Source organism: Cognatilysobacter lacus (genome assembly GCF_008274655.1).
Taxonomy (GTDB): domain Bacteria; phylum Pseudomonadota; class Gammaproteobacteria; order Xanthomonadales; family Xanthomonadaceae; genus Cognatilysobacter; species Cognatilysobacter lacus.
The window spans coordinates 1-23,321 of the sequence record NZ_VTRV01000030.1 but is presented as its reverse complement, the minus strand read 5'-3'; the positions used below and the strand labels follow the sequence as shown (position 1 = coordinate 23,321).

Genomic DNA, 23,321 nt, shown 5'->3' with positions numbered 1-23,321 from the left:
GGCGCGCCGCGGGCGATGACCACGGCCGTCCGGCGCTCGTGCGCGGGGACGCCTGGCCGGCGATGCCCGCTGACGCGCTGTTCCTCGGCATGGCCGACGACGGCATCGCCTGGTTCGCGACCTGCACCGACGACGACACTCCCCGCACCGACCTGCGCAGCGCGGCGTCACACTGGCCGTTGCGCGAGGCAAGCGCGTTCGCGACCGCGCACGCGTTGCACCACTGGCACGTTCGCCATCGCCACTGCGGCAGCTGCGGGGGCGAAGTGGAATTCGTGCGCGCCGGCTGGCTGGGCCGATGCCTGCGTTGCGAACGCGAGCACTATCCGCGCACCGATGCCGCCGTCATTGCTGCCGTCAGCGACGGCGCGCGGCTGCTGATGGGCCGGCAGGCGGCATGGCCCGCGCGTCGGTTCTCCGTGGTCGCCGGTTTCGTCGAGCCCGGCGAAACGCTCGAACAGGCCGTGGCGCGCGAAGTGAAGGAAGAGACCGGCATCCGCGTCACGCAGTGCCGTTATCTGGGCTCGCAGCCGTGGCCGATGCCGACATCGCTGATGCTGGGTTTCGTCGCGATTGCAGAGCCCGACGAAGTCGTCTGCACCGACGAGCTCGAACAGGCGCGATGGTTCACGCGCGAAGAGATCGCCGAGGCGCTCGATGCCGAGGCGCGCGGTGACACCGACGATGCGTCGTTCCTGCTGCCGTCGCGGATTTCGATCGCGCACTGGCTGGTGCGCGAATGGCTGCAGACCTTCGCCTGAAACTCAGCCCGGTGCGAGCGCGGTAAACGGCGCCCAGGGCAGATTGCGCAGCACGCCGAAGATCAACGCGCCGGCGATCCACAGGCGGCCGTCGAACAGCACCTTCCTCGCCCCGCCCGTGAGCAGGCGGAACCCCGCCGCGCGTTCGACGATGAAGGCACCGAAAACCGGCAGGCCTGCGAGCGCCAGTACGTTCATCGATGCCGCACGCGCCACGTCACCGTGTACGAGCGCGTGCAGCATCCGCGTCATGCCGCAGCCGGGGCAATAGAGCCCGGTGAATGCGTGGAACAGGCAGCCCGGAAACGGGCTGGACGCCGCGTTCGGGTCGAACGCATACAGCAGGCCCACGCCCGCGATTGCCGCCACGCCAAGCGCGGCGGCGACCGGAAGGCGACGGGCCGGCAGTGCGATCACCGGTGCTGCTGCATCTGCTGGATCTGCTGCAGGCGCTGCTGGTAGCTCGCCATGCCGCCGCTGGCCATGATGCCGATGTTGACCAGCAGGCCGAGTGCGCACAGGCCGGTCGTGATCCAGCACCAGAGCTTGGCGGTGTCGGACGAACGACGCGCTTCCGCAAAGTCGCCGCGATCGAGCGCGCCGTTGACCTTGGAGGCGAAGACAATCGCCACGATGCCCGGGATCGTGCCGATGATGCAGCACAGGCACAACGAGACGATCGTGATCACGATCGCCCAGACGAGGTGGTTCGGAACCGGCACGCCACCCGGCTGGGCGGACATCGGCGGCGGCTGGATCGGTGGCGGCATGCTCATCTCTGTTTCCCCTGGAGTCGCGTCTGCGCAGACATTGCGCACGGCCGGATGCTAGCAGGGCGCAACGTCAGGCCGCACTCCCGCGTAGCGCGCGCACCTGCGCCTCGAGCGACTCGGCCGTCGCCGCTTCGCCGGAAATGGGCGCCGCCGCGATCACTTCGACATGCGCGCGCAGGCGGCGCGGCAGGCGCATGCGGCCGAGGCTACCGTCGCGACGGCTCCACATGCTCGACCACATGCCGCGCAAGGCCATCGGTATCACCGGCACCGGGCGCCGTTCCAGGATCGCCTCGACACCGGACTTGAATGGCGCCATCGCGCCATCCCTCGTCAGTGCGCCTTCCGGAAATATGCCCACCAGCTCGCCTTCGGCCAGCGCGGCATCGATCTGCTCGAACGCGCGCCGCATGAGGGCCGGGTCCTCGCGGCCGCCGGCAATCGGAATCGCCTTCGCGCTGCGGAAGATCCAGCGCATCACGGGGATGTCGAAGATCTTGTAATACATGACGAATCGCACCGGTCGCGGAATAGCGCCCGCGAGGATCAGCGCATCCATGAAGCTGACGTGGTTGCAGACGATCACAGCAGCACCTTCGTCCGGCACGTTTTCAATTCCCTGCACGCGCAGGCGGTAGAGCGAGCGCACCAGCACCCAGCTCATGAAGCGCATCGCGAACTCCGGCACGATGCTGAAGATCCACCCCATCACCAACGCATTGGCGATTGCCAGCGCCAGGAACAGCTGCGGGGTGGACCAGCCGAGCCAGCGCTGCAGCATCAGCGAGCCCAGCGCGGCGACCACGATGAAGACCGCGTTCTGGATGTTCATCGCCGCGATCACGCGTGACAGTTCCGCCTTTGGCGTGCGGCTCTGGATCAGCGCGAACAGCGGCACCACGAAGATGCCCGCCGAAAGCCCGACGCCCGCAAGCGCAATCGCGATGCGGACCGCGCCCGGTTGGGCCAGGAAGGCGTGCAGGCCCGCGTTCGTGTCGGGCAGCGTTCCCGTGCGCGCGAAGTAGAGATCGAGCAGGAATGCGGTGATGCCGAACGCGCCGACGGGCACCAGGCCGATCTCCACCGTGCGCGCCGACAGCTTTTCGCACAGTACCGAGCCGATGCCGGTACCGATCGAGAACAGCGCCAGCGCGAACAGGTACAGCCGCGGGCCGCCCATGTGCACTTCGGCGTATGCGGGCAGTTGCGACGTCAGAACCGTGCCGACGAACCAGAACCACGAGACGCCCAGGATGGAGTTGCGCACGGCAAGCTGCTTGCGGGCCATGCGCAGCATCGCGAGCGATTCCGGAAACGGATTGAAGCTTATGCGCAGGCCCGGCGCATTCGCGGCCGCGGCCGGGATCGCGCGGCTCATCAGGTAGCCCAGTACCGCGAGCCCGAGCACGGCGCCCGCCGCGACATACGGTGCGTTGGCATGCCCGGCCGCGAAAATGCCGCCGCCGGCCAGCATGCCCAGCAGGATCGCCACCGAAGTTCCCATTTCCACCAGCCCGTTGCCGCCGGTGAGCTCTTCGGGTTTCAGCACCGAGGGCATGATCGAATATTTCACCGGGCCGAACAGCGTTGCGTGCACGCCCGTGAAGAACAGGGCGATCATCAGCACCGGCAGGCTTTGCGCCGCGAAGCCGATCGCCGCCACCGCCATCACCGCGATTCCGAACACGTTGATGATGCGGATGAGGCGCGACTTCTCGTACTTCTCCGCGATCTGCCCGGCGATGGCCGAGAACAGGAAGAACGGCACGATGAACACCGCCGGCGCCAGGCTCGCGTACAGCGTGGTGGTTGCCGAGCCGACCGCGAGGAAACCCAGCAGCCCGATGATTGCCTGCCGGTAGACGTTGTCGTTGAACGCACCGATCGCCTGGGTCAGGAAGAACGGTGCGAAGCGCCGCTGGCGAAGCAATGCGAATTGCGAATGCGATCGAGCTTCAGCCGCCATGTAGCGTCGCCTCCCCCGGGACGCCGCGAGCCTAGCAGAGCGTCGCGCATCGCCGGTTCCGGTCAACGTCGCGTCATGAGCGCCGTCCGGCGGCTGGTTATTCTCGTTCCACCCCCGCCCCGCGCGAGCCGCCTGCCGCGACGAGGCGCCAACGGACCGGTCGGAGGCAGCATGGCAACGCGTCGATCCAACGATCGCCATCCCGACCGTGGCACGGCCGCGCACCTGGCGCACGCCCTGCGCGGCCAGCAGGACCCGCTGCGGATGGTCTTCGACCACATCCAGGATGTGGTCTACCTGATCGAGAACGGCGAGACCGGCTTGCGCTTTGCCGCCGTGAACCCGGCGTTCCTGGGCGCCACGGGCCTCGACGCCGACGAGGTCATCGGCCGCGCTGTCGCCGATGTGATCCCGCCGCCCTCGCTCGACCTGGTGCTGAAACGTTACGCCGAGGCGATTTCGATCCGCGCCCCGGTTCGATGGGAGGAGGTGTCGCCATACCCGGCCGGCCTGCGTTTCGGCGAAGTGATGGTCGCGCCGGTGCTGGGCCCGGACGGCGAATGCACGCACCTCGTCGGCACTGTCCACGATGTGACCGCGCATCGCCTCGCGCAGCAGGAGCTGGATCGCCAGGCGAAATACGACGCGCTCACCGACCTGCCCAATCGCGTGCGCTTTCGCGAGTTGCTGGCCGCCGGGGTGGGGTCGGCAGCCACCGGGAGCGTGACGCTGGCCGTGCTGTCGCTCGACCTCGACCGGTTTAAGACGATCAACGACGCGCTCGGCCACACAGTCGGCGACGCGTTGCTGAAGCAGGTGGGCAAGCGCCTCTCTGAGATAGCCACGTGCGGCGACGTGGTGGCACGCCTCGGCGGCGACGAGTTCGGGATCCTCGCTTCGCTGCCTGACGGGATCGAAGCCGCCACGTTGCTAGGCGAGCGCACGCTTGCGGCGCTCTGCAAGCCGTTCGAAGTCGACGGCCACGAGATCCGCGTAACGCCGAGCATCGGCATCTCCATCTTCCCGCGCGACTCCGGCAGCCCCGAAGACCTCGTGCGTTTCGCGGACGCGGCGATGTACCACGCCAAGGCTGGCGGCCGGAACCGGCTGGCCTTCTACTCCGCAGAACTGGACGAGCAGGCGCAGCAGCGCCGGACGCTCGAGCACGCACTGCGCGGGGCCGTCGAGCGGCGTGAATTCGTCCTGCATTACCAGCCCGCGGTCGAGCTTCGCAGCGGGCGCGTCACCGGTTTCGAGGCATTGGTGCGATGGAACCGGCCCGGGCATGGGCTGGTCGCGCCCAACGAGTTCATCGACGTGCTCGAAGACACCGGCCTGATCCGTGACGTCGGCGATTGGGTCATCGGCGAGGTGGTGCGCCAGTTGGCTGCCTGGGAGCACGCCGGCCACGAACACCTGCGCGCCGCGGTCAATGTGTCGGCGGCGCAACTGCGCCCGTCCGCGGTGAATCCGGACCTCCACGCGGAGCCCGTGTATTCGCTGCTGGAGAAGGTACAGGCGTGCCTGGCGCGACATCCGCTGCGTACGGCGCAGCTCGAGATCGAGCTCACCGAGTCGGCGCTGATGACCGACGCCGCCTTCGCCTGCGAGACGCTCGAACGCCTGCGCGCGGTGGTCGGCCGCGTGCATGTCGACGACTTCGGCACCGGTTATTCGAGCCTGGCCTACCTCAAGCGCCTGCCGATCGATTCGCTCAAGATCGATCGTGTGTTCGTGCAGGACCTGCCCGACGACGCCGAGGACGCCAGCATCGTGCGCGCGGTGATCGGCCTCGCCCACAGCCTGGGGCTGGACGTGATCGCCGAGGGCATCGAGACGGAAGCGCAGCGCCAGTTCCTGCTCGCCGCGGGCTGCGATCACGGACAGGGCTACCTGTTCTCGCGGCCGGTTCCTGCGGACGAGGTGCCGGCGCTGCTGCAGGGTTCGCGAGGTCCGCCCGGCGCATAGCGGAGCCCCCTGAGCGTGCCGACCGGCGGCGCTCGCGCCCGGCCGCGCGTCGGCACCATGGCCGCAGCGTGCTGGGGAGCGCGCCACCAGAAGGAACACCAATGAACGGCACGCTATTCCTGCGAACGTCGATCGTGCTGCTGATCGTGGGCATCGCAATGGGCATGCACATGGGCATGACCCAGAACTTCACCTTCGCGCCGGTGCATGCGCACCTCAACCTCGCCGGCGGCGTGCTGATGTTCCTCGCCGGGTTGTTCTACAACAGCCGACCCGACATCCCGTCGCGCTGGCTGGCCGCACATTACGTGCTGCACCTGCTCGGGTCGGTGCTGCTACCGATCGGCATCTACGGCTCGATCAGCGGCAAGCCGTGGGCGGGCCCGGTGGTGGGGCCGGGCGCGCTGCTGGTGCTGGCCGCGTTGCTGGTCTTCGCGGCGAACCTGTTCCGCCGCCCGCCGCCGTGAGCGTATCGGCATGCGTCGTGGGGCTTTCGCGTGGGCGGTCGCACCGCGCGCGGCGCCTATCCGCGTGCGGAATCGCGACACGGTGAACAATTCAGCTCGACGGCACGGGTGTGGATCATGACCGGCACTCATACTGTCCGGCGATCCCGCCGGAACCCGCTGTGACCCTCCCTTTCGACGCGCTGTTCCGGCATTCGCCGAACGCCTACATGGTGCTGGACCGCGAGCTGCACTTTCTTGACGCTAACGACGCCTACGAGCTTCTCACCGGCCTTCAACGCGACCAGCTGATTGGCCGGCACCTGTTCGACCTGTTTCCCGGCGACGTCAACGACGACGGCACGTCGCAGGCCGCCGTGCTTCGCCGTTCGCTGGAGCGCGCGCTGCAGACCGGCGAACGCGACACGCTGGCACTTGTCGAATACACCATCAACACCGAGACCGTTGACGGAACGGTGTCGGACGTGCGCTTCTGGAGCGCGACGCACACGCCCGTGCGCGACACCGCCGGCAACGTGACGGCGGTGATGCAGCACACGATGGACGTGACCGAAGTCCACCGCCTGCGAGAGGCAGTGCGCCGCGCCCGCGAAGCCACCGGCGTGACGCAGGACCAGCTCCAGACCGGCGTGCTGTTGCGCGCCGCCGAAGTGCAGCGCGACAACGTACGCCTGTCGGCACGCCTGTCGTTCCTCGACGACCTGTTCGACAAGGCGCCGGGCTTCATGGCGGTGCTGCGCGCACCCGACTACGTGTTCGAGATCGCCAACGAAGCCTACGAGGCGCTGGTGGGTCGCACGGGTTTCGTCGGCCTGCCGCTGCGCGAAGTGCTGCCCGAGATCGACGGCCAGGGCTTTTACCAGCTGCTCGACCGCGTGCGCGAAACGGGCGAGCCCTTCGTCGGCCGCGGTGTAGCAGCGACATTGCGTGACGCCCACGGCATGGAGCGCACGCGCTTCGTCGACTTCGTCTATCAGCCCGTGCCCGGTGCCGACGGCGCGGTGGATGCGGTGTTCGTGCAGGGCTCGGACGTTACCGATCGCGAAACCGCGCTGGCCGCATCGCGCGAGAGCGAAGCGCGCTTTCGCACCATCGCCGACCTCGTGCCGCAGATGATCTGGTCGACGCGTGCCGATGGTTTCCACGACTACTACAACCAGCGCTGGTACGACTTCACTGGCGTGCCGCTGGGCTCCAACGATGGCGAAACCTGGGCCGGCATGTTCCACCCGGACGACCAGGCCGGCGCATGGTCGCGCTGGCGTCAGAGCCTCGCCACCGGCGAGCCGTACCAGGTGGAGTACCGCCTGCGTGACCGCACCGGGGCCTACCAGTGGGTGCTGGGCCGCGCACTGCCGGTGCGTGACGCCGGCGGCGCGATCGTGCGCTGGATGGGCACCTGCACGGAGATCGACGACCTCAAGCGCGCGCAGGAAATGCTCGAGCGCAGCGAAGCCGCGCTGCGCGAAGCCGACCGCCAGAAGGACCAGTTCCTGGCCACGCTTGCGCACGAGTTGCGCAACCCGCTCGCGCCGATCGTCACCGCCGTGCAACTGCTGCGCATGGCGCCCGATCGCGAAGCTACAGTGCGCCAAGCGGCGGAGATCATCGATCGCCAGACCGTGCATATGCGCAGCCTGGTGGAAGACCTGATCGACGTGTCGCGCGTGACGCGCGGCCTGACCGCGCTGCAGCGGCGTCATGTCCGACTGTCGGACGTCATCGCGTCCGCGGTCGAACAGACGGAGTCGGTCGTGCATCGCAATGGCCACACGCTTCTGCTCGGCGATGCCGTCACCAACGTGGTGCTCGACGCCGACCCCGTGCGCCTGACGCAGGTGCTCACCAACCTGCTGACCAACGCGGCCAAGTACACGCCGGCGGGCGGCACGATCACGTTGTCGACGACGGTGGAGGACGGCGACGCGGTGGTGCGCCTGCACGACACCGGGGTCGGCATGGATGCCGACCTGCTGGCACGCGTCTTCGACCTGTTCGCACAGGCCGACGCCACGCCCGAGCGCCATTACGGCGGCCTGGGCATCGGCCTGTCGCTGGCGCGCAGCTTGGCGCAGTTGCATGGCGGCAGCCTCACCGCGTCGAGCCCGGGGCCGGGCCTCGGGTCGACGTTCGAGCTGCGGGTTCCGGCGGTCCCTGCAGTGGCCGACGCCAGGGCCTGACGGCGGCGGGGCACGTGCGTTGCCGCGTCGGCGATTGCCGTGGGCAAAGTCACGCGCGGTGCCTCGGTGCCATGCGTGCCGCCGCGTGCGGTAACGATGGCACTCACCACCGCGCGCGTGCCCGACGAAACGGCATGCGTGCGCCGCAGCGCGCAAACGCTGCCGAGAAAGCGACGCCGAATAGCCGCGCCGCCGCATCCCGAGCCATAAGCGGTAACACGCACGATCGTGCGCAGTGATTCCGCCGCGGGCCAGCCTGCGCTGGACCCCGGAAGTCTCATTGCAGCCACCGGTCCCTATCGCGGCCCGCGCGACGAATCTCGTGACACCCCGCGCCGGCGCAGACGGCCCAAGGCCGGGACGTCGCCCTAGATTTCCACCGGCGAACCAACCTCGACCAGCCGGTTGCCCGGAATGCGGAAGAAGTTGCTGGCCGCCGCGGCATTGCGATGCATGAAGGCGAACACGTGGTCGCGCCAGATCGGCATGCCGCGGCGGGGGCTGGCGACCACCGTTTCGCGGCTCGCGAAATACGTGGTCTCCATCGGGTCGAAGCTCACGTCGCCGTGGTCGGCGGCGCGCATCAGCGCCAGTGGCACGTCCGGCATTTCCACGAAGCCGAACCGCAGTGTCGCGCGATGGAAGCCGTCGCAGATGCGCTGCAGCGAGAGCCGCTGGGCGGGCGCCACGAAGGGCACCGGGCAGGTCTGTACCGTCAGCAGCACGTTGCGCTGGTGCAGCACCTTGTTGTGCTTGAGGTTGTGCAACAACGCCTTCGGCACGACGTCGGGCTGCGAGGTCAGGAACACCGCGGTTCCCTCCACGCGCGTGGGCGGCGACAGCATCAGCGCGGGCAGGAACTCGTCGACGCGCACGCCGTCCTCGCGCACCGCGGCCTGCAGCAGCTCGCGGCCGCGACGCCAGGTGCGCAGCACCACGAACACGATCATGCCCAGCAACAGCGGGAACCACGCACCGTCGAAGAACTTGGCGAGGTTGGCGCCCAGGAAGGCGATGTCGACCAGCACGAACACGGCCGCGAGCGGCCAAAACACCAGCGCCGGGAACGCCGGTTTGTGGCGCGTGGCCACGATCAGCAGCACGCTGGTGATCAGCATCGTGCCGGTGACCGATACGCCATAGGCCGTCGCCAACGCGGTCGAGCTGCCGAAGCCGATCACCGTTGCCATCGTGCCGGCCATGAGGATCCAGTTGATGGTCGGCACGTAGATCTGGCCGTAGGCTGCGCTCGACGTCTGGCGGATGGTCATGCGCGGCAGGTAGCCGAGCTGCACGGCCTGGCGCGTGGCCGAGTACGCGCCGCTGATCACCGCCTGCGAGGCGATCACGGTGGCCACGGTGGCCAGCGCGATCATCGGGAACAGGCCCCAGGCCGGCACGCCGAGGTAGAACGGATTGTCGATGGCGCGCGGGTTGGCCAGGATCAGCGCGCCCTGGCCGAGGTAGTTGAGGGTGAGTGCGGGCAGCACGACGAGGTTCCATGCCCACTGGATCGGGCGACGGCCGAAGTGGCCCATGTCGGCGTACAGCGCCTCGCCGCCGGTGACGGCCAGCACCACCGCGCCGAGGATGAAGAAGCCGTGCGGCCCGTGCGTCATGAAGAAGCGCGCCGCCCACAACGGGTTCAGCGCGGCCAGCACGCGCGGCGTCATCGCGATGCCGTGCACGCCGATGGCAGCGAGCGCCGCGAACCACAGGATCAGCACGGGCCCGAACGCCTTGCCGACCGCGTCGGTGCCGAAGCGTTGCGATGCGAACAGCACCAGCAGCACGCCCAGCGTTACCGGCAGCACCCACGGCTGCAGCGCGGGCGCGGCCACCTCGAGGCCTTCCACCGCCGACAGCACGGAGATCGCCGGGGTGAGCACACCGTCGCCGAAGAACAGCGCCGCGCCGAACACACCGAGCACGCCGACCACGAAGATGCCGCGCGTGCGCTTGAGCGTGCGTTCGGCCAACGCGGCGAGCGCCATGATGCCGCCTTCGCCCTGGTTGTCGGTGCGCATGATCACGCCGACGTACTTCGCCGTGATCACCACCATCAACGCCCAGAACACCAGCGACAGCACGCCCAGCACCGTGGGCGCGTCGGGCGTGAGCCCGTAATGCGGCAGGAACGCTTCCTTGACCGTGTACAGCGGGCTGGTGCCGATGTCGCCGAACACCACGCCGAGCGCGCCGAGCATCAGGCGGCCGAAGCGGTGCTGCGGGGCCGACGGTGACGACGCGATCTGCATGGAAAACGGCACGAAAATCCGGGGACGAAAGTGTCCGCCCGCGCCGCGTAAAACCGATAGGCGTGCCCCCGCGTCGGCGCGTAAATTCACCGTAAATTTCGCGGCACCGGCGCTTCGTGCAAACGCACGGCGCCCGCGAAAGGCGACAATGGCGCCGTCGTGGAAATGCCGCTCACCCATGCCGATCGCCGGGTTGCCGCCTATGCGCTGGCGGTGGCGGGCAGCGTGGGCGCCACGATCGTGGCGCACCTCGCGCAGCGGTGGCTGGGCGTCAACGACCTGTCGCTGGTGTTCATGCTGGCCGTGCTGCTGGTGGCTTCGCGCACGTACGCGGGCCCGGCCGCGCTCACCGCGCTGCTGTGTTTCCTCGCCTACAACTTCTTCTTCCTCGAGCCGCGCTACACGCTGTACATCGCCGCTCGGCACGGCGTGGCCACGGTGCTGCTGTTCCTCGCGGCCGCCCTGCTGGCGGGGCGCCTTGCGGCGCGGCTGGCCGAAAAGGTGGACGCCCTGCACGAGGCGCAACGCCATGCGGCCGCGCGGCAGGCGCTCGGGCAGCAACTCGCCATCGCGGCGGACGAAGCGGCGGTGGTCGACGCCGCACGCGACGGCTTCCGCCATGCACTCGGCGCCGACGTGTGGCTGCGCCTCGATCCCGAAGTGGCGGTGCAGGCCGGGCGTGGCCGGCGCTCGTACAGCGTCGAAGACCAGGGCTGGTGGTTCCTGCCGCTGCGGGCGCCGGACCGCGTGTTCGGCATGCTCGGGCTCAAGCTGCCCGACGGCCTGCCGCGGCTGGACCCCGCCGAGCGCGAGGCGGCCCTCGCGATGGCCGATGACGTTGCACAGGCCCTGTTGCGCACGCGGCTGGTAGCGGAGCTGGAAGCGCAGCGCGTGGCCGCCGAAGCCGAGCGCCTGCGCAGCGGCCTGCTGGCGTCGGTGTCGCACGACCTGCGCACGCCGCTGGCGTCGATCATCGGCGCCGCCGAAAGCCTGGAAGCCTGGGGCCCCCGCATGAGCGCGGACGACCAGCGCGCGCTGCTCGCCACCGTGCGCGAGGAAGGCCTGCGGCTCGACGGCTACATCCAGAACCTGCTGGACATGACCCGGCTCGACCAAGGCATCGCCCTCGTGCGCGATGCCATCGGCGTGGACGAACTGATCGGTGCGGCCATCGCCCGCGTGCGCCGGCACCGCCCCGGCGCGAGGATCGACGTGCGCCTGCCGCCGGATGCGCCGGGGGTGTTCGTGCAGGGCGCGCTGATCGAGCAGGCTTTGCACAACGTCATCGACAACGCGTTGAAGTTCGGCGGCGACGCCCACCCCGTGCAGATCGACGTGCAGTCATCGAACGACCATGTCGACATCGCGATCCGCGACCACGGCCCGGGCATTCCCGTCGACGAACGCGAACGCGTGTTCGACATGTTCCATCGCGTCGCGCGCGGCGACCACGGCCCGCCCGGCACCGGGCTGGGGCTCGCGATCGCGCGCGCCATCCTGCAGGCGCACGGCGGCCGCATCGCCATCGACGCGCCGGCCGGCGGCGGCACGCGCGTGCTGCTCACACTGCCGACGGGCGAAACCGCATGAACGCCGTGCCCGCCCGCGTGTTGGTGATCGACGACGAAGTGCAGATCCGTCGCTTTCTGGACATCTCGCTGCGCGCGCAGGGGCATGAGGTGCAACTCGCCGCCAACGGCGCCGACGGCCTGGCGGCGCTTGCCACCGAGGGCGCCGACGTGGTCATCCTGGACCTGGGCCTGCCCGACCGCGACGGCATCGACGTGCTGCGCGAAATAAGGCAGTGGTCCGACGTGCCGGTGATCGTGCTCACCGCGCGCGCGAACGAAGAAGAAAAGGTGGCCGTGCTGGATGCCGGCGCGAACGACTACGTGACCAAGCCGTTCGGCATCAAGGAACTGATGGCGCGCATCCGCGTGCTGCTGCGGCTGGCCGTCACCGGCGCCGATGCACCCGCAGTGTTCGACGACGGCAGGCTGCGCGTCGACGCGGCCCAGCGCATGGTCACCCTGGATGGCGAAGCCCTGCCGCTGACGCGCAAGGAATACGCGCTGCTCGCCCTGCTGGTGAGCCATGCCGGGCGCGTGGTGACGCAGCCGCAACTGCTGCGCGAGCTGTGGGGGCCCACGCACCAGCACGACACCCACTACCTGCGCATCCTCGTCAGCAAGCTGCGCCAGAAGCTGGGCGACGACGCGGCGGATCCGCGCTGGATCGCCACGGAGCCGGGGGTAGGGTTGCGGTTTATGGGGCGGGCGCAGGATGGGGCGCCCGGGCGCACGGCGTTGGGGCAATCGGGAGCCCGCGCACAGGACCACTGAAGCCTGGCCACCGCGGGCGGTGCAGATGCCGCAAAAACGGGCGCGTGTGGCCGGCAGGGCGGCAGCGCCGGCGCAGAAACCCGCACGCCAGGCGCCGGACGCGCCTGTCATGGCGCGCAAACGCGCACGGACTAGCGACGAATCGGCACGCATGGCGCGACGAGCGGGTGCGGAGCCGCGTGGAGCGGCACGCCCGGCACCGCCGGGAGCACGCGCGCCGCGGGGTGCGGCGGTAGAGCCGAAAAGAGCGCGGGCGTTGTCGTGCCGAGTGGAACGGCCGCCGCTCCCAGCGGGGCGCGTGCCCTCAGACGCGGCGAGCGACAAACAAAAAGCCGCATCGCTGCGGCTTTATTCGTTATCCGGGCGGGAACCGATCAGGCGGCATCGATCAGCGGATGCTGCGGCAGGGTGACCGGGCCGCCCGGCGCGGGCGCGGGCGGCGTGCTGCGCGGGCCCTTCGCGAAGCGCGAACCCAGCTCCTTCCGCAGGGTTTCCAGCCCCTGGTTCTTGCCCGCCACCTTCAGCAGTGCATAGCCCTGCAGCGCGCAGCTCATCACGTCGCTGCCCAGCATCGTTTCCGAATCCTGCGCGCGCTCGGTGAGCCGCTGCAGGCGCTGCAGCCGCGGCCGCAGGCGATCGATCGCGTCCAGGTCGGCGCGCGCCTCGGTCACCTTCAGGCTGGGCGGCACCACCTGCGGGTTCTGCTCCAGCGCGGTCAACGCCTGCCGGCAGAACGCCTCGCTCTTGCCGCCCATGCGTGCCAGCGACCTGCGCTTGCCGGCTTCCAGCGCGGCCAGCCCCGACAGGTGCGATTCGAGGTCGTTCAATGCGGTGTCGATCGCGGACAGCTGCGCGTCCGACAGGGTGAGGCTCAAAAGATTCTGTGTGGTCACGTGCAAGCTCCTTTGCGTTCCTTGTGGTGGGTCACCCGTCCGGCCGAATGCCGACCCGGGCCCGTTGCCCCGCCGCCTTCCTTGCGGTCTTCGAAGTCTTCGCCGACGTCGTGTCGGCGGTGGAGCGGGGCGGATTCTTGCAGAGGCGCCTAGCGTGCGCAACCGCACCCAGCGTTGGCCCGTCGCTGGACATATCATCGACAAGCCCAGCGATACCGGAAACGCCGATGCCGAAGCGCCCTAGCCGCCTTGAGTCGATCAGTGATCGCTTCTGGTTCGAACACCAGTCGGGGCGGCGGTTGTTCCCGTATCGCTCGGTAGAGCGGCAAACGGGACGCTGGGCGTTTCGCGTTGCTCCGCCTGGAACCGGCGCGAACCGTGTTGTAAACGGTCAATTGCTGGACGACGTCGAAGACGTCTACCGACATGTCTTCGGCAAGGGATGGTCGGTGCGTCTATGCGACGCCGACGGCAAATACGACGGGCTCTACAACAAGGACGGCCACAGCATCGTCCGCACTTCCGAATCATCCTGAGGCGCGCAACCGCGCTCTCACCGCAGCAGGCAACGCATAACGTGATCACCGGAACCATCAAGTCCCAAGTCGACTCCATCTGGAATGCCTTCTGGAGTGGCGGCATTTCCAATCCCATGGAGGTCATCGAACAGATGACCTACCTGCTCTTCATCAAGCGCCTGGACGAGCTGCACACCAAGGAAGAGAAGAAAGCCAACCGACTCAAGCGCGAAGTCGAGAGCCCGATCTTCAACAGCAAGCAGCAAAAGCTGCGCTGGTCGGTGTTCAAGCAGATGGGCGACCCGGCCGCCATGTATGACGTGGTGGCCAACAGGGTGTTCCCCTTCATCAAGTCGCTGGGCGAGGGCGAAGGCTCGACTTACTCGCAACACATGAAGGACGCCCGCTTCACCATCCCCACGCCGGCGCTGCTGGCCAAGGTGGTGGACATGCTCGACGCGATCCCAATGGAGGACCGCGACACCAAGGGCGACCTTTACGAATACATGCTCGGCAAGATCGCCAGCGCCGGGCAGAACGGCCAATTCCGCACCCCGCGCCACATCATCAAGCTGATGGTCGAGATGATGGCGCCCAAGCCGTCAGACACCATCTGCGATCCGGCCTGCGGAACTGCAGGCTTCTTGGTGGCGGCGGCCGAGTACCTGCAGCAGCACCACGAGCAGGAAATCTACGCCGACAAGAAGGCGGCCAAGCGGTTCAACCACGACACCTTCTACGGCTTCGACTTCGACAGCACCATGCTGCGCGTGGGCAGCATGAACATGCTGCTGCACGGCGTGGAGAGCCCGGCCATCGAGAACCGCGACTCGCTGAGCCAGAGCCACGCCGGCGTCGAAGGACAGTTCAGCCTGATCCTCGCCAACCCGCCCTTCGCCGGTTCGCTCGACTACGAGAGCACGGCCAAGGACCTGCAGCAGATGGTCAAGACCAAAAAGACCGAGCTGCTGTTCCTCGCGCTGTTCCTGCGCCTGCTCAAGCCCGGCGGCCGCGCCGCGGTGATCGTGCCCGACGGCGTGTTATTCGGCTCCAGCAACGCCCACAAGACCCTGCGCCGGATGTTGGTGGAGGACCATAAACTGGACGGCATCGTCTCCATGCCCTCGGGCGTGTTCAAGCCTTATGCGGGCGTGTCCACCGCCATCTTGCTGTTCACCAAGACCAACTCCGGCGGCACCGACCACGTCTGGTTCTACAGCATGCAGGCCGACGGATACTCGCTGGACGACAAGCGCAATCCGCTCGATGCCAGCAAGCACGAGCTCAACAACTTGCCTGACCTCCTCAAGCGCTGGCAGCACCGCGACAAGGAGGTCGGCCGCGCCCGCACCGAGCAGAGCTTCCTGGTGCCCAAGGCCGAGATCGCCGCCAACGACTACGACCTGTCGATCAACCGCTACAAGCAGGTTGTACACGAAGCGGTGCAGCACGAGTCACCGCAGAAGATTCTGGTCGAGCTGAAGACGCTGGAAACGGAGATCATGCGTGGCATGGAGGAGTTGGAGGGAATGCTGAAGTGAGTATGGTGACGCTTGGCGACATCTGCGAACTCAAGTACGGCAAGAGCCTGTCAGCCGCTTCGCGCGAAAATAGTGGCGAGTACGACGTCTTTGGATCGAACGGAGTAGTTGGGCGACACAGCGCTGCCATAACTGAAGGGGCGACCATTGTCGTCGGACGAAAAGGGTCGCTGGGCGAGCTCAATTATTCCGAATCGTCCTGTTGGCCTATCGACACGACCTACTATGTCGATAAGACCTGCACTGATGTAGACCTCCGATGGCTTTTTCATGCCATGGCTAGCCTGCGCTTGACGGAGCTAAACCGAGCGGCTGCGATTCCAGGTTTGAATCGAAATGACGCCTACGCAAAGCCAATCCTGCTGCCGTCGCAGGGCGAGCAACGCCGCATTGCGACGATTCTGGATAAGGCTGAAGCGCTGCGCGCCAAGCGCCGCGAAGCTATCGCCAAGCTCGAACAGCTACTGCAGTCCGTGTTCCTCGACATGTTCGGAGACCCGGTGACGAACCCAATGGGTTGGAATGAAACACAACTGGGGGAGGTCTGCGATGTCGGTTCAAGTAACCGTGTATTTGCAGAAGAGCTAGTCGATACGGGGGTACCGTTCTATCGAGGAACGGAGATCGGCCAATTGGGGGAAGGGAAGCCGATAACTCCGGGACTATTCATCACCTGGGAACACTACGAGAGACTGAAGGGTCAATCTGGCGTCCCAGAGCAGGGCGACCTTCTATTGCCATCGATCTGCCACGACGGTCGAATTCACCTCGTAACAGATGACAGCCCGTTCTATTTCAAGGATGGAAGGGTGCTATGGATCAAGTCGGGCAGATCGCAACTCAACAGCTCATACCTCAGGTTTCACCTAAAACAGCTGTTTTTTGCGAACTATTCGAAGATAGCTTCGGGGACAACGTTCGCAGAACTAAAGATCTTCGCGCTCAAAGCTATCAAGATCCTGATGCCGCCGCTTCAAGAACAAGCTCGTTTCGGTGAGATCGTTGATTCCATCTACAAATTGCGCGCTTGCAAGCTCGCACATTTGGACCACTTGAACTCCTTGTTCACCAGCATTCAACAACGCGCATTCTCCGGCCACGCTGCCCCGAGAGTAAGCCCGTCATGAGCAATTTCCAGTTCCTCCAATCCGAATTCAAACAGCTCTACGAGCCGGCTAAAGGAGCGGAGCAACTGGTCCATTCCGATCCGCGCGCCTGCTGCATGCGCACCCGCCATGCGCTGGAGCAGGCGGTGCATTGGCTGTACGAGAACGACCGCGACCTGCGGATGCCGTACGACAACAGCTTGGGTGTGCTGCTGACCCAGCCGGCGTTCGAGAAGCTGCTGCCGCCGCACATCCATCAGAAGGCGCGGCTGATCCAGAAGCTCGGCAACCAGGCGGTGCACGGCAATCAGCGCATCGGCAGCGGCGACGCGCTGCGGCTGGTGCACGAGCTGTTCCATGTGCTTTTCTGGCTGGCGCGCACCTACACCCGTGCCAGCGACCCCAAGAGCATCGTCGCGGAGTGGGACGACAAGCGCGTGCCGCAGCTGGTGCGCGCCGACGAGGCGGTGGCCTTCACCCGCGACGAGCTGAAGAAGCAGGAAGCCAAGTTCCACGAGGAGATCGAGGCGCAGCACGCGCAGATCGAGGCGCGCGAGGCCAACATTTCCGAGGCCGCCGCCACACTGGCCGAGCGCGAATCAGCGCTTGCGCAGGTCAATGCCGAGCTGGCCGCGCTGCGTGCCGAGCTGGCGCAGGCCAAGGCCGCCAACATCGCGGTGCCGGACACGCACGACTACGACGAGGCCGACACCCGCCGCTTCTTCATCGACGTGCTGCTGCGTGAGGCCGGCTGGGTCATCGGCGACAACGCCAGCATCGAGGTGCCGGTCACCGGCATGCCCAACGGCCCCGGCGAGGGCTTCGTTGACTACGTGCTGTGGGGCGCGGACGGCAAGCCGCTGGCGGTGGTGGAAGCCAAGCGCAGCTTCAGCGATCCGGATGTGGGCCGGCAGCAGGCCAAGCTCTACGCCGACTGCCTGGAGGAAATGAAGGGCCAGCGCCCGCTGATCTTCTACACCAACGGCCACAAGACCTGGCTGTGGGACGACCGCCGCGCGCCGCCGCGTGAAGTGCAGGGCTTCTACACCCGCGCCGAACTGGAACGCGCGATCCAGCGTCGCCAGCTGCAGGTGCCGCTGCGCGATCTGAAGGTCAACAACGCCATCGTCGAGCGCCCCTATCAGCACCGCGCTATCCGCGCGATGACCGAGTCGCTGACGCAAGGGCGCCGCGCCGGTCTGCTAACCATGGCCACCGGCACCGGCAAGACCCGCACCGCCATCGCGCTGGTGGAGCTGCTGATGCGCGCCAACTGGGTCAAGCGCGTGCTGTTCCTCGCCGACCGCGTGGCGCTGGTGAATCAGGCGACGGGCGAGTTCAAGAAGCATCTACCCGACTCCAGCCCGGTCAATCTGGTCACCGAGAAGGACGGGCAGGGGCAGGTGTTCCTGTCCACCTACCCGACGATGATGGGCCTGATCGAAGAGATGGAAGGCGACCGCCGCAAATACGGCATCGGTCACTTCGACCTGATCGTCATCGACGAGGCACACCGCAGCGTCTACCAGAAGTACGGCGCGATCTTCCGCTACTTCGACAGCTACCTGATCGGCCTGACCGCCACCCCGCGCAGTGAGGTGGACCGCGACACCTATCACCTGTTCGGGTTGGAGACGGGCGTGCCCACCGACGCCTATGGCCTGGACGAGGCTGTGGCCGACGGTTACCTCGTGCCACCGAAGTCGCACTCGGTGCCGATCAAGTTCGTGCGCGAGGGCGTCAAGTACGACGACCTGCCCGACGACGAGAAGGAGCACTGGGAGTCGCTCGACTGGGGCGACCGCGCGGGCCAGGAAGAAGAGGGCGAAGTGCCCACGGCGGTGAGTGCCTCCGAGGTCAACAAGAAGCTGTTCAACGAACACACCGTCGACCTGATGCTCAAGCACCTGATGGAGCGAGGTCTGAAGGTCGACGGAGGCGACAAGCTTGGCAAGACCATCATCTTCGCCGTCAACCAGCGACACGCCGAGTTCATCGCCCAGCGTTTCGATCACAACTACCCGCACTACAAGGGCGAGTTTGCGCGGGTAATCACCCACGCGGTGAAGTACGCGCAGACACTGATCGACGACTTCAGCATCCCGCCCAAGCTCCCGCAGCTCGCGATCTCGGTGGACATGCTGGACACCGGTATCGACGTGCCCGAGGTGGTGAACCTCGTCTTCTTCAAGGCGGTGCGGTCGAAGGTGAAGTTCCTGCAGATGATCGGTCGCGGTACGCGGCTGTGTCCGAACCTGTTTGGCCCGGAGCAGGACAAGCAGGAGTTCTTCATCTTCGACTTCTGCGGCAACTTCGAATACTTCAACGAGAACCCGGCAGGCGCGGTGTCGCCCATGAACGAACCGCTAGGCAAGCGCCTGTTCAAGCGCCGGTTGGAGCTATTGGCGCTGCTGCCGGCCAAGGGCGAGCGGGACGATGCACGCGCTGCGGCTGAAGACCGCGGCGGTTACGACGCGCTGGGTTCGTTGCGCCAGGACCTCATTGATCACCTCCACGGCGAGGTCGCGGCGATGAATTTGAACAACTTCATCGTCCGGCCGGAGCGCGAGCACGTGACCCGATTCGCTCAGCGCGAGCAATGGGATCAGTTGGGTGAGACGACCTTGGTCGAGCTCCGCGACCACGTCGCTGGCCTGCCTAGCGAGCAGGAGGCGGAGCACATCACCGCCAAGCTCTTCGACCTGGGCTGCCTCGGTCTGCAAGTGGCCCTGATCAATGCGACGCGCGACTTCATCCGTCACCGCGACAGGGTCATTGAAGTGGCGGGCCAGCTCGAAACTATGGAAGCGATTCCCGCAGTGAAGGAACAGCTGACGCTGATCCAGGAGATCCAGACCCAAGCGTTCTGGAAGGACATCACCCTTCCGATGATCGAGCACGTCCGGCGCCGTCTGCGAGGGCTGATCAAGTTCATCGAGCGCAAGGCGATCGGCCCGGTCTATACCGTCCTGACTGACGAGATCGGCGAATCGGTCGAGGTCCAGCTAAAGGATTTCAGTACCGGCATCAACGTTGCCCAATACAAGCGCAAGGTTGAGGCTTATATCCGCGCCAATGAAAACCACATTGCGATCGCCAAGCTGCGGCACAACAAGCCGCTGACACCTACGGACCTCCACGAGTTGGAGCGATTCGTCTACGAATCCGATGTGGTGGAAAGCCGCGAGCGTTTCGAGCAGTGCTACGGCGCTGAAACGTCGCTACTGGTGTTCATCCGTTCGCTGGTGGGGCTTGATCGCAATGCCGCCAAGGAAGCCTTCGGTCGCTTCCTCGACGAGAATCGCTACAGCAGCCAGCAGATCCGCTTCGTTGAAATGATCATTGAGCGGCTGACGCGGCATGGTGTCTTGGACGCAGGTCAGCTCTATGAGCCGCCCTTCACATCAGTCCACTACGAAGGTCTCGACGGCGCGTTCGGGGATGGCGATGCCCAAGCGATTGTCGGAATCGTGGCGGAAATCAATGAGCGGGCTGCGGCTTAGCGAAGGGACATGGGCGAAACCTCGGGAAAAATTGATTCTTGTAAGCGGCAGATGCCTCCCGACACACGCTGATCCTTTGATTCTGGAGGCACGGCAATGACCAGCAAAAACGGCTCGAAGGCCGCCGACACCCGCCGCCTAGCGATCCTCATCGACGCCGACAACGCGCAGCCGTCCGCCATTGGCGGGCTGCTGGACGAGGTAGCGAAATACGGCACGGCCAGCGTGCGCCGTATCTATGGCGACTTCACCTCGACGCAGCAGTCGGGCTGGAAGAAGGTATTGCTGCAGCATTCCATCCAGCCAATGCAGCAATTCGCCTACACCAGCGGCAAGAACGCGACGGACTCGACGCTGATCATCGATGCGATGGATCTGATGTACACGGGCCGGTTTGACGGCTTCTGCCTGGTGTCGAGCGACAGCGACTTCACGCGCCTCGCCCAGCGTCTGCGCGAAGAAGGATTGACGGTTTACGGCTTTGGCGAGCGCAAGACGCCGGATGCGTTCGTGCAGGCCTGCGACAAGTTTGTCTATACAGAGGTCTTGCGTGCCGAACCAGTCCCGGCTGCCGTGGCCAAGAAGCCAACGGGCAAGGGCCTCTCTAGGAAGGTGATGCCGGTGCACCAGGTGCAGGGAGCGAACGAGTCCGCCGCGGGGGCAGCCCGAGCTTCCGGGCCGACGGCGGTGCCGGTCGATTTGATCAGGCAGGCCATCGATCAGGCATCCGACGAGTCGGGTTGGGCAAATCTGGGCGCGGTCGGTAACTACCTCAACAAGGTGCGGCCAGATTTCGATCCGCGTCTCTACGGCAAGAAGAAGTTGAGTGATTTGCTGAAGATGCACCCTTTGGCATTCCGGCTCGAGGAGCGCGCAGCGGCGGACGGACAGGGCAAGATTGTCTTCGTCGCCGTGGCGGGTTAGACGACCGTCGACACGCCCGAACGTCAAGGTCGAGTACGGTGATCATTCTCCGACTCGTGCCGCAATTTGCGATGTTGTCCGACACGCCCGCCGACCCCCGCATCGCCCAGCTCCGCCGCCGCAAGCAGATCGCGGCCGCACTGCTGGTGTTCGCCACGGCCGTTCTCCTCGCCGCCCACCTCACCCAGCAACACATCCACCACTGGTCCCTCGCCCTGCTCGAGGCGATGGCCGAGGCCGCGCTGGTCGGCGGGCTGGCCGACTGGTTCGCGGTGGTCGCGCTGTTCCGCCATCCGCTCGGGCAGCGCTGGATACCGCACACCGCGATCATCCCCACGCGCAAGGACGCCATCGGCGAGAGCCTGGCCGATTTCGTCTGCAATCACTTCCTCGGCCGCGAGCAGGTGGCGCACAAGCTGCGCGAGCTGGACATCGGCACGGCGCTGGCACGCAAGCTGGCCGACCCGGCCACGGCGCGGCGGGTGGCGCGCGCCGTCACCCGCGCGCTGCCGCGGCTGCTGGGCGTGCTGTCCGACGAGAAGCTGCACCGCTTCGTGCACGACCTGGCACGCGACAAGCTACGCAGCGTCGACCTGTCGGGGCTGGCCGCGCTGGGGCTGGACCGGCTTACCGCCGACGGGCGCCACCAGGCGCTGGTCACCGACGTCCTGCGGGTGATCGCGGAAAAACTCGAATCGCCGGAGATCCAGGAGGAGGTGAAGACCCGCGTCGGCCGGCAGCTGGGGCGCGTGGTCAGCTGGCTGGGCGTGGACAGCTATGCCACCGGCAAGCTGATCTCCGGCGGCATCGAGCTGGTGCAGGAGATGGCGGCCGACCCCGACCACGAGGTGCGGCGCTACGTCGATGCGCAGGTGCATGCGCTGATCGCGCGGCTTCGCACCGACGAGAAGCTGCGCCACGACATCGAAGACTTCCGCGACGGTTTGCTGCAGCAGGAGGCGTTCGGCGATTACCTGCGCGGCCTGCTCAACGAGACGATCGCGTGGGTGGAGGCGGACGCCGCGCGCGAGGATTCGGCGATGGCGGCGAAGATGGAAGGCGCGCTGCGCGAGATCGGCGGCCGCCTGCTGGAAGACGCGGCGATGCGCGACTGGATCAGCGCCACCGTGCGCGGCGCGGTCGAGCCGATGATCGACGAGCATCGCGATGCGATCCGCACCTTCATCGTTGAGCGCATCCACCGCTGGAGCGCGGAGGAAATGACGCGCGAGATGGAACTCTCGGTCGGCAGCGACCTGCAGTTCATCCGCTACAACGGCACCGCGGTGGGCGCGCTGATCGGCGGGCTGATCTTCGCGGTGCTGCGGCTTTCGTCGCTGCTGGGCTGAGCGCGGCAGTGCGTCCCGTTTGGACGCGCGCCGCGATCAGTCGTCCGTCTGCGTGGCCTTTGCGCCCACCATCGCCTGGTACTGCGCCGGCGACACCTTCGGCATCTTGCGCACGAACGCCACCAGCGCCCAGATGCGCTTGTCGTCGTGGGTGCGGCCCCAGGCCGGCATGGCGCTCATCTTGATGCCGTGCTTGATGATCCAGAACGCTTCGGCATCGTTGTCCATGCCGTCTTCGGCCAGGTTCGGCGGCTGCGGGTAGAGCCCGGCGCGCAGTTCGCTTTCCGTGCGGCCCGGGGCCAGGTGGCAGCCGGTGCATTCCTCGGCGTACTCGCGGGCGCCGGCGGCCACGCGGGCGGGGTCGTCCAGATCGGTGGGTACCTGCACCGACTTCGAGGCGCGTTCGGTCGAGGCGTCGCGCAGGCGCTCGACCATGCGCAGGGTCAGCGGCGTATGCGGCACGTCCGCGCCGATGGGGTACACGCCGGCGCCGGTGAAGGCGAATGCGCCCACCGCGAGGACGGCCAGGGTCAGGACGACACCGAGGAGGAAGGCGCGAACGGCAGGGGTCATGGCGATGCATCCGGAGGGGCGTGGGCGCAGTGTCCGCGGGCCGATGTCGGAGGCGCGTGGTGACGGGCCGGCCCCGGCGACCGCGCGTCGGTGCGACGGAGCCGGGGCGTGAAAGGCGCGGCGATAGGCTACGTCCCGCGCGCGTTTTGGCTCCCAGCCTCGGCACAGGGCCGACCGGAACTGCGGCGCACTCGATGTC

General features: G+C 66.9%; 18 protein-coding genes. 12 read left to right on the top strand and 6 right to left on the bottom strand.

What is annotated here, in order from left to right:
* The coding region (gene nudC / locus FW784_RS04385) for an NAD(+) diphosphatase (RefSeq protein ID WP_149352146.1) at positions 1 to 761 on the top strand (761 nt) is incomplete at its 5' end.
* A 3-nt stretch (positions 762 to 764) separates the two neighbouring features.
* Here the strand turns inward: nudC and FW784_RS04380 are convergent.
* The 3 genes from FW784_RS04380 to FW784_RS04370 form a co-directional block, all read right to left on the bottom strand.
* Positions 765 to 1,178: a DUF2752 domain-containing protein gene (locus FW784_RS04380; protein ID WP_149352145.1), complete on the bottom strand. Its 414-nt coding sequence runs from the start codon at positions 1,176 to 1,178 to the stop codon at positions 765 to 767.
* Positions 1,175 to 1,537: a CD225/dispanin family protein gene (locus FW784_RS04375; RefSeq protein ID WP_149352144.1), complete on the bottom strand. Its 363-nt coding sequence runs from the start codon at positions 1,535 to 1,537 to the stop codon at positions 1,175 to 1,177. Before FW784_RS04375 ends, FW784_RS04380 begins: the two co-directional genes overlap by 4 nt.
* Positions 1,538 to 1,604: 67 nt before the next feature.
* Positions 1,605 to 3,500 (bottom strand): MFS transporter, encoded by a 1,896-nt coding sequence (locus FW784_RS04370; RefSeq protein ID WP_149352143.1) that lies wholly within the window; start codon positions 3,498 to 3,500, stop codon positions 1,605 to 1,607.
* A 171-nt stretch (positions 3,501 to 3,671) separates the two neighbouring features.
* Here FW784_RS04370 and FW784_RS04365 point away from each other — a divergent pair, with 171 nt between their 5' ends.
* The 3 genes from FW784_RS04365 to FW784_RS04355 all read left to right on the top strand — a co-directional run bounded on the left by FW784_RS04365 (position 3,672) and on the right by FW784_RS04355 (position 8,115).
* On the top strand, positions 3,672 to 5,468 hold the full coding sequence (locus tag FW784_RS04365; protein ID WP_187770671.1) for a putative bifunctional diguanylate cyclase/phosphodiesterase: 1,797 nt from the start codon (positions 3,672 to 3,674) through the stop codon (positions 5,466 to 5,468).
* 101 nt (positions 5,469 to 5,569) lie between these two features.
* A complete protein-coding gene (locus FW784_RS04360) occupies positions 5,570 to 5,935 on the top strand; it encodes a hypothetical protein (protein WP_149352141.1) in 366 nt (121 codons plus the stop codon).
* A gap of 161 nt (positions 5,936 to 6,096) precedes the next feature.
* The gene (locus tag FW784_RS04355) at positions 6,097 to 8,115 is read left to right on the top strand and encodes a PAS domain-containing sensor histidine kinase (protein ID WP_149352140.1); all 2,019 of its coding nucleotides are present in this window, start codon (positions 6,097 to 6,099) and stop codon (positions 8,113 to 8,115) included.
* A gap of 368 nt (positions 8,116 to 8,483) precedes the next feature.
* Here FW784_RS04355 and FW784_RS04350 read toward each other — a convergent pair whose 3' ends face one another.
* The gene (locus FW784_RS04350) at positions 8,484 to 10,373 is read right to left on the bottom strand and encodes a potassium transporter Kup (protein ID WP_149352148.1); all 1,890 of its coding nucleotides are present in this window, start codon (positions 10,371 to 10,373) and stop codon (positions 8,484 to 8,486) included.
* A gap of 165 nt (positions 10,374 to 10,538) precedes the next feature.
* Between FW784_RS04350 and FW784_RS04345 the strand changes: the two genes are divergently transcribed.
* Positions 10,539 to 11,963 (top strand): sensor histidine kinase, encoded by a 1,425-nt coding sequence (locus FW784_RS04345; protein ID WP_235893568.1) that lies wholly within the window; start codon positions 10,539 to 10,541, stop codon positions 11,961 to 11,963.
* On the top strand, positions 11,960 to 12,715 hold the full coding sequence (locus FW784_RS04340) for a response regulator (protein ID WP_149352138.1): 756 nt from the start codon (positions 11,960 to 11,962) through the stop codon (positions 12,713 to 12,715). The genes FW784_RS04345 and FW784_RS04340 overlap by 4 nt, the downstream gene beginning before the upstream one ends.
* 374 nt (positions 12,716 to 13,089) lie before the next feature.
* On the opposite strand, the gene FW784_RS04335 is transcribed toward FW784_RS04340, so the two are convergent.
* On the bottom strand, positions 13,090 to 13,608 hold the full coding sequence (locus FW784_RS04335) for a hypothetical protein (RefSeq protein ID WP_205123559.1): 519 nt from the start codon (positions 13,606 to 13,608) through the stop codon (positions 13,090 to 13,092).
* 227 nt (positions 13,609 to 13,835) lie between these two features.
* On the opposite strand from FW784_RS04335, the gene FW784_RS04330 reads away from it, so the two are divergent.
* The 6 genes from FW784_RS04330 (at position 13,836) to FW784_RS04305 (ending at position 22,549) form a co-directional block, all read left to right on the top strand.
* Positions 13,836 to 14,144 carry a hypothetical protein gene (locus FW784_RS04330; protein WP_149352137.1) on the top strand — a complete coding sequence of 103 codons (309 nt, stop codon included), beginning with the start codon at positions 13,836 to 13,838 and terminating at the stop codon, positions 14,142 to 14,144.
* A 41-nt stretch (positions 14,145 to 14,185) separates the two neighbouring features.
* A complete protein-coding gene (locus tag FW784_RS04325; protein ID WP_149352136.1) occupies positions 14,186 to 15,667 on the top strand; it encodes a type I restriction-modification system subunit M in 1,482 nt (493 codons plus the stop codon).
* A gap of 2 nt (positions 15,668 to 15,669) precedes the next feature.
* The gene (locus tag FW784_RS04320; protein ID WP_235893567.1) at positions 15,670 to 16,794 is read left to right on the top strand and encodes a restriction endonuclease subunit S; all 1,125 of its coding nucleotides are present in this window, start codon (positions 15,670 to 15,672) and stop codon (positions 16,792 to 16,794) included.
* Positions 16,695 to 20,276: a DEAD/DEAH box helicase family protein gene (locus FW784_RS04315; RefSeq protein WP_235893566.1), complete on the top strand. Its 3,582-nt coding sequence runs from the start codon at positions 16,695 to 16,697 to the stop codon at positions 20,274 to 20,276. Before FW784_RS04320 ends, FW784_RS04315 begins: the two co-directional genes overlap by 100 nt.
* A gap of 96 nt (positions 20,277 to 20,372) precedes the next feature.
* On the top strand, positions 20,373 to 21,200 hold the full coding sequence (locus FW784_RS04310; protein WP_149352134.1) for an NYN domain-containing protein: 828 nt from the start codon (positions 20,373 to 20,375) through the stop codon (positions 21,198 to 21,200).
* A 38-nt stretch (positions 21,201 to 21,238) separates the two neighbouring features.
* The gene (locus FW784_RS04305) at positions 21,239 to 22,549 is read left to right on the top strand and encodes a DUF445 domain-containing protein (protein WP_149352133.1); all 1,311 of its coding nucleotides are present in this window, start codon (positions 21,239 to 21,241) and stop codon (positions 22,547 to 22,549) included.
* 36 nt (positions 22,550 to 22,585) lie between these two features.
* Here the strand turns inward: FW784_RS04305 and FW784_RS04300 are convergent, their stop codons facing one another.
* A complete protein-coding gene (locus FW784_RS04300) occupies positions 22,586 to 23,122 on the bottom strand; it encodes a c-type cytochrome (RefSeq protein ID WP_149352132.1) in 537 nt (178 codons plus the stop codon).
* Between the last annotated feature and the right edge of the window lie 199 nt (positions 23,123 to 23,321).

What these genes read in the sequence shown, in the direction of transcription:
- FW784_RS04365 (WP_187770671.1), top strand. Translation starts at nt 3,672, where the DNA reads ATGGCAACGCGTCGATCCAACGATCGCCATCCCGACCGTGGCACGGCC.
- FW784_RS04350 (WP_149352148.1), bottom strand. Translation starts at nt 10,373, where the DNA reads ATGCAGATCGCGTCGTCACCGTCGGCCCCGCAGCACCGCTTCGGCCGC.
- FW784_RS04375 (WP_149352144.1), bottom strand. Translation starts at nt 1,537, where the DNA reads ATGAGCATGCCGCCACCGATCCAGCCGCCGCCGATGTCCGCCCAGCCG.
- FW784_RS04320 (WP_235893567.1), top strand. Translation starts at nt 15,670, where the DNA reads ATGGTGACGCTTGGCGACATCTGCGAACTCAAGTACGGCAAGAGCCTG.
- FW784_RS04330 (WP_149352137.1), top strand. Translation starts at nt 13,836, where the DNA reads ATGCCGAAGCGCCCTAGCCGCCTTGAGTCGATCAGTGATCGCTTCTGG.
- FW784_RS04370 (WP_149352143.1), bottom strand. Translation starts at nt 3,500, where the DNA reads ATGGCGGCTGAAGCTCGATCGCATTCGCAATTCGCATTGCTTCGCCAG.
- FW784_RS04300 (WP_149352132.1), bottom strand. Translation starts at nt 23,122, where the DNA reads ATGACCCCTGCCGTTCGCGCCTTCCTCCTCGGTGTCGTCCTGACCCTG.
- FW784_RS04310 (WP_149352134.1), top strand. Translation starts at nt 20,373, where the DNA reads ATGACCAGCAAAAACGGCTCGAAGGCCGCCGACACCCGCCGCCTAGCG.
- FW784_RS04340 (WP_149352138.1), top strand. Translation starts at nt 11,960, where the DNA reads ATGAACGCCGTGCCCGCCCGCGTGTTGGTGATCGACGACGAAGTGCAG.
- FW784_RS04345 (WP_235893568.1), top strand. Translation starts at nt 10,539, where the DNA reads ATGCCGCTCACCCATGCCGATCGCCGGGTTGCCGCCTATGCGCTGGCG.
- FW784_RS04360 (WP_149352141.1), top strand. Translation starts at nt 5,570, where the DNA reads ATGAACGGCACGCTATTCCTGCGAACGTCGATCGTGCTGCTGATCGTG.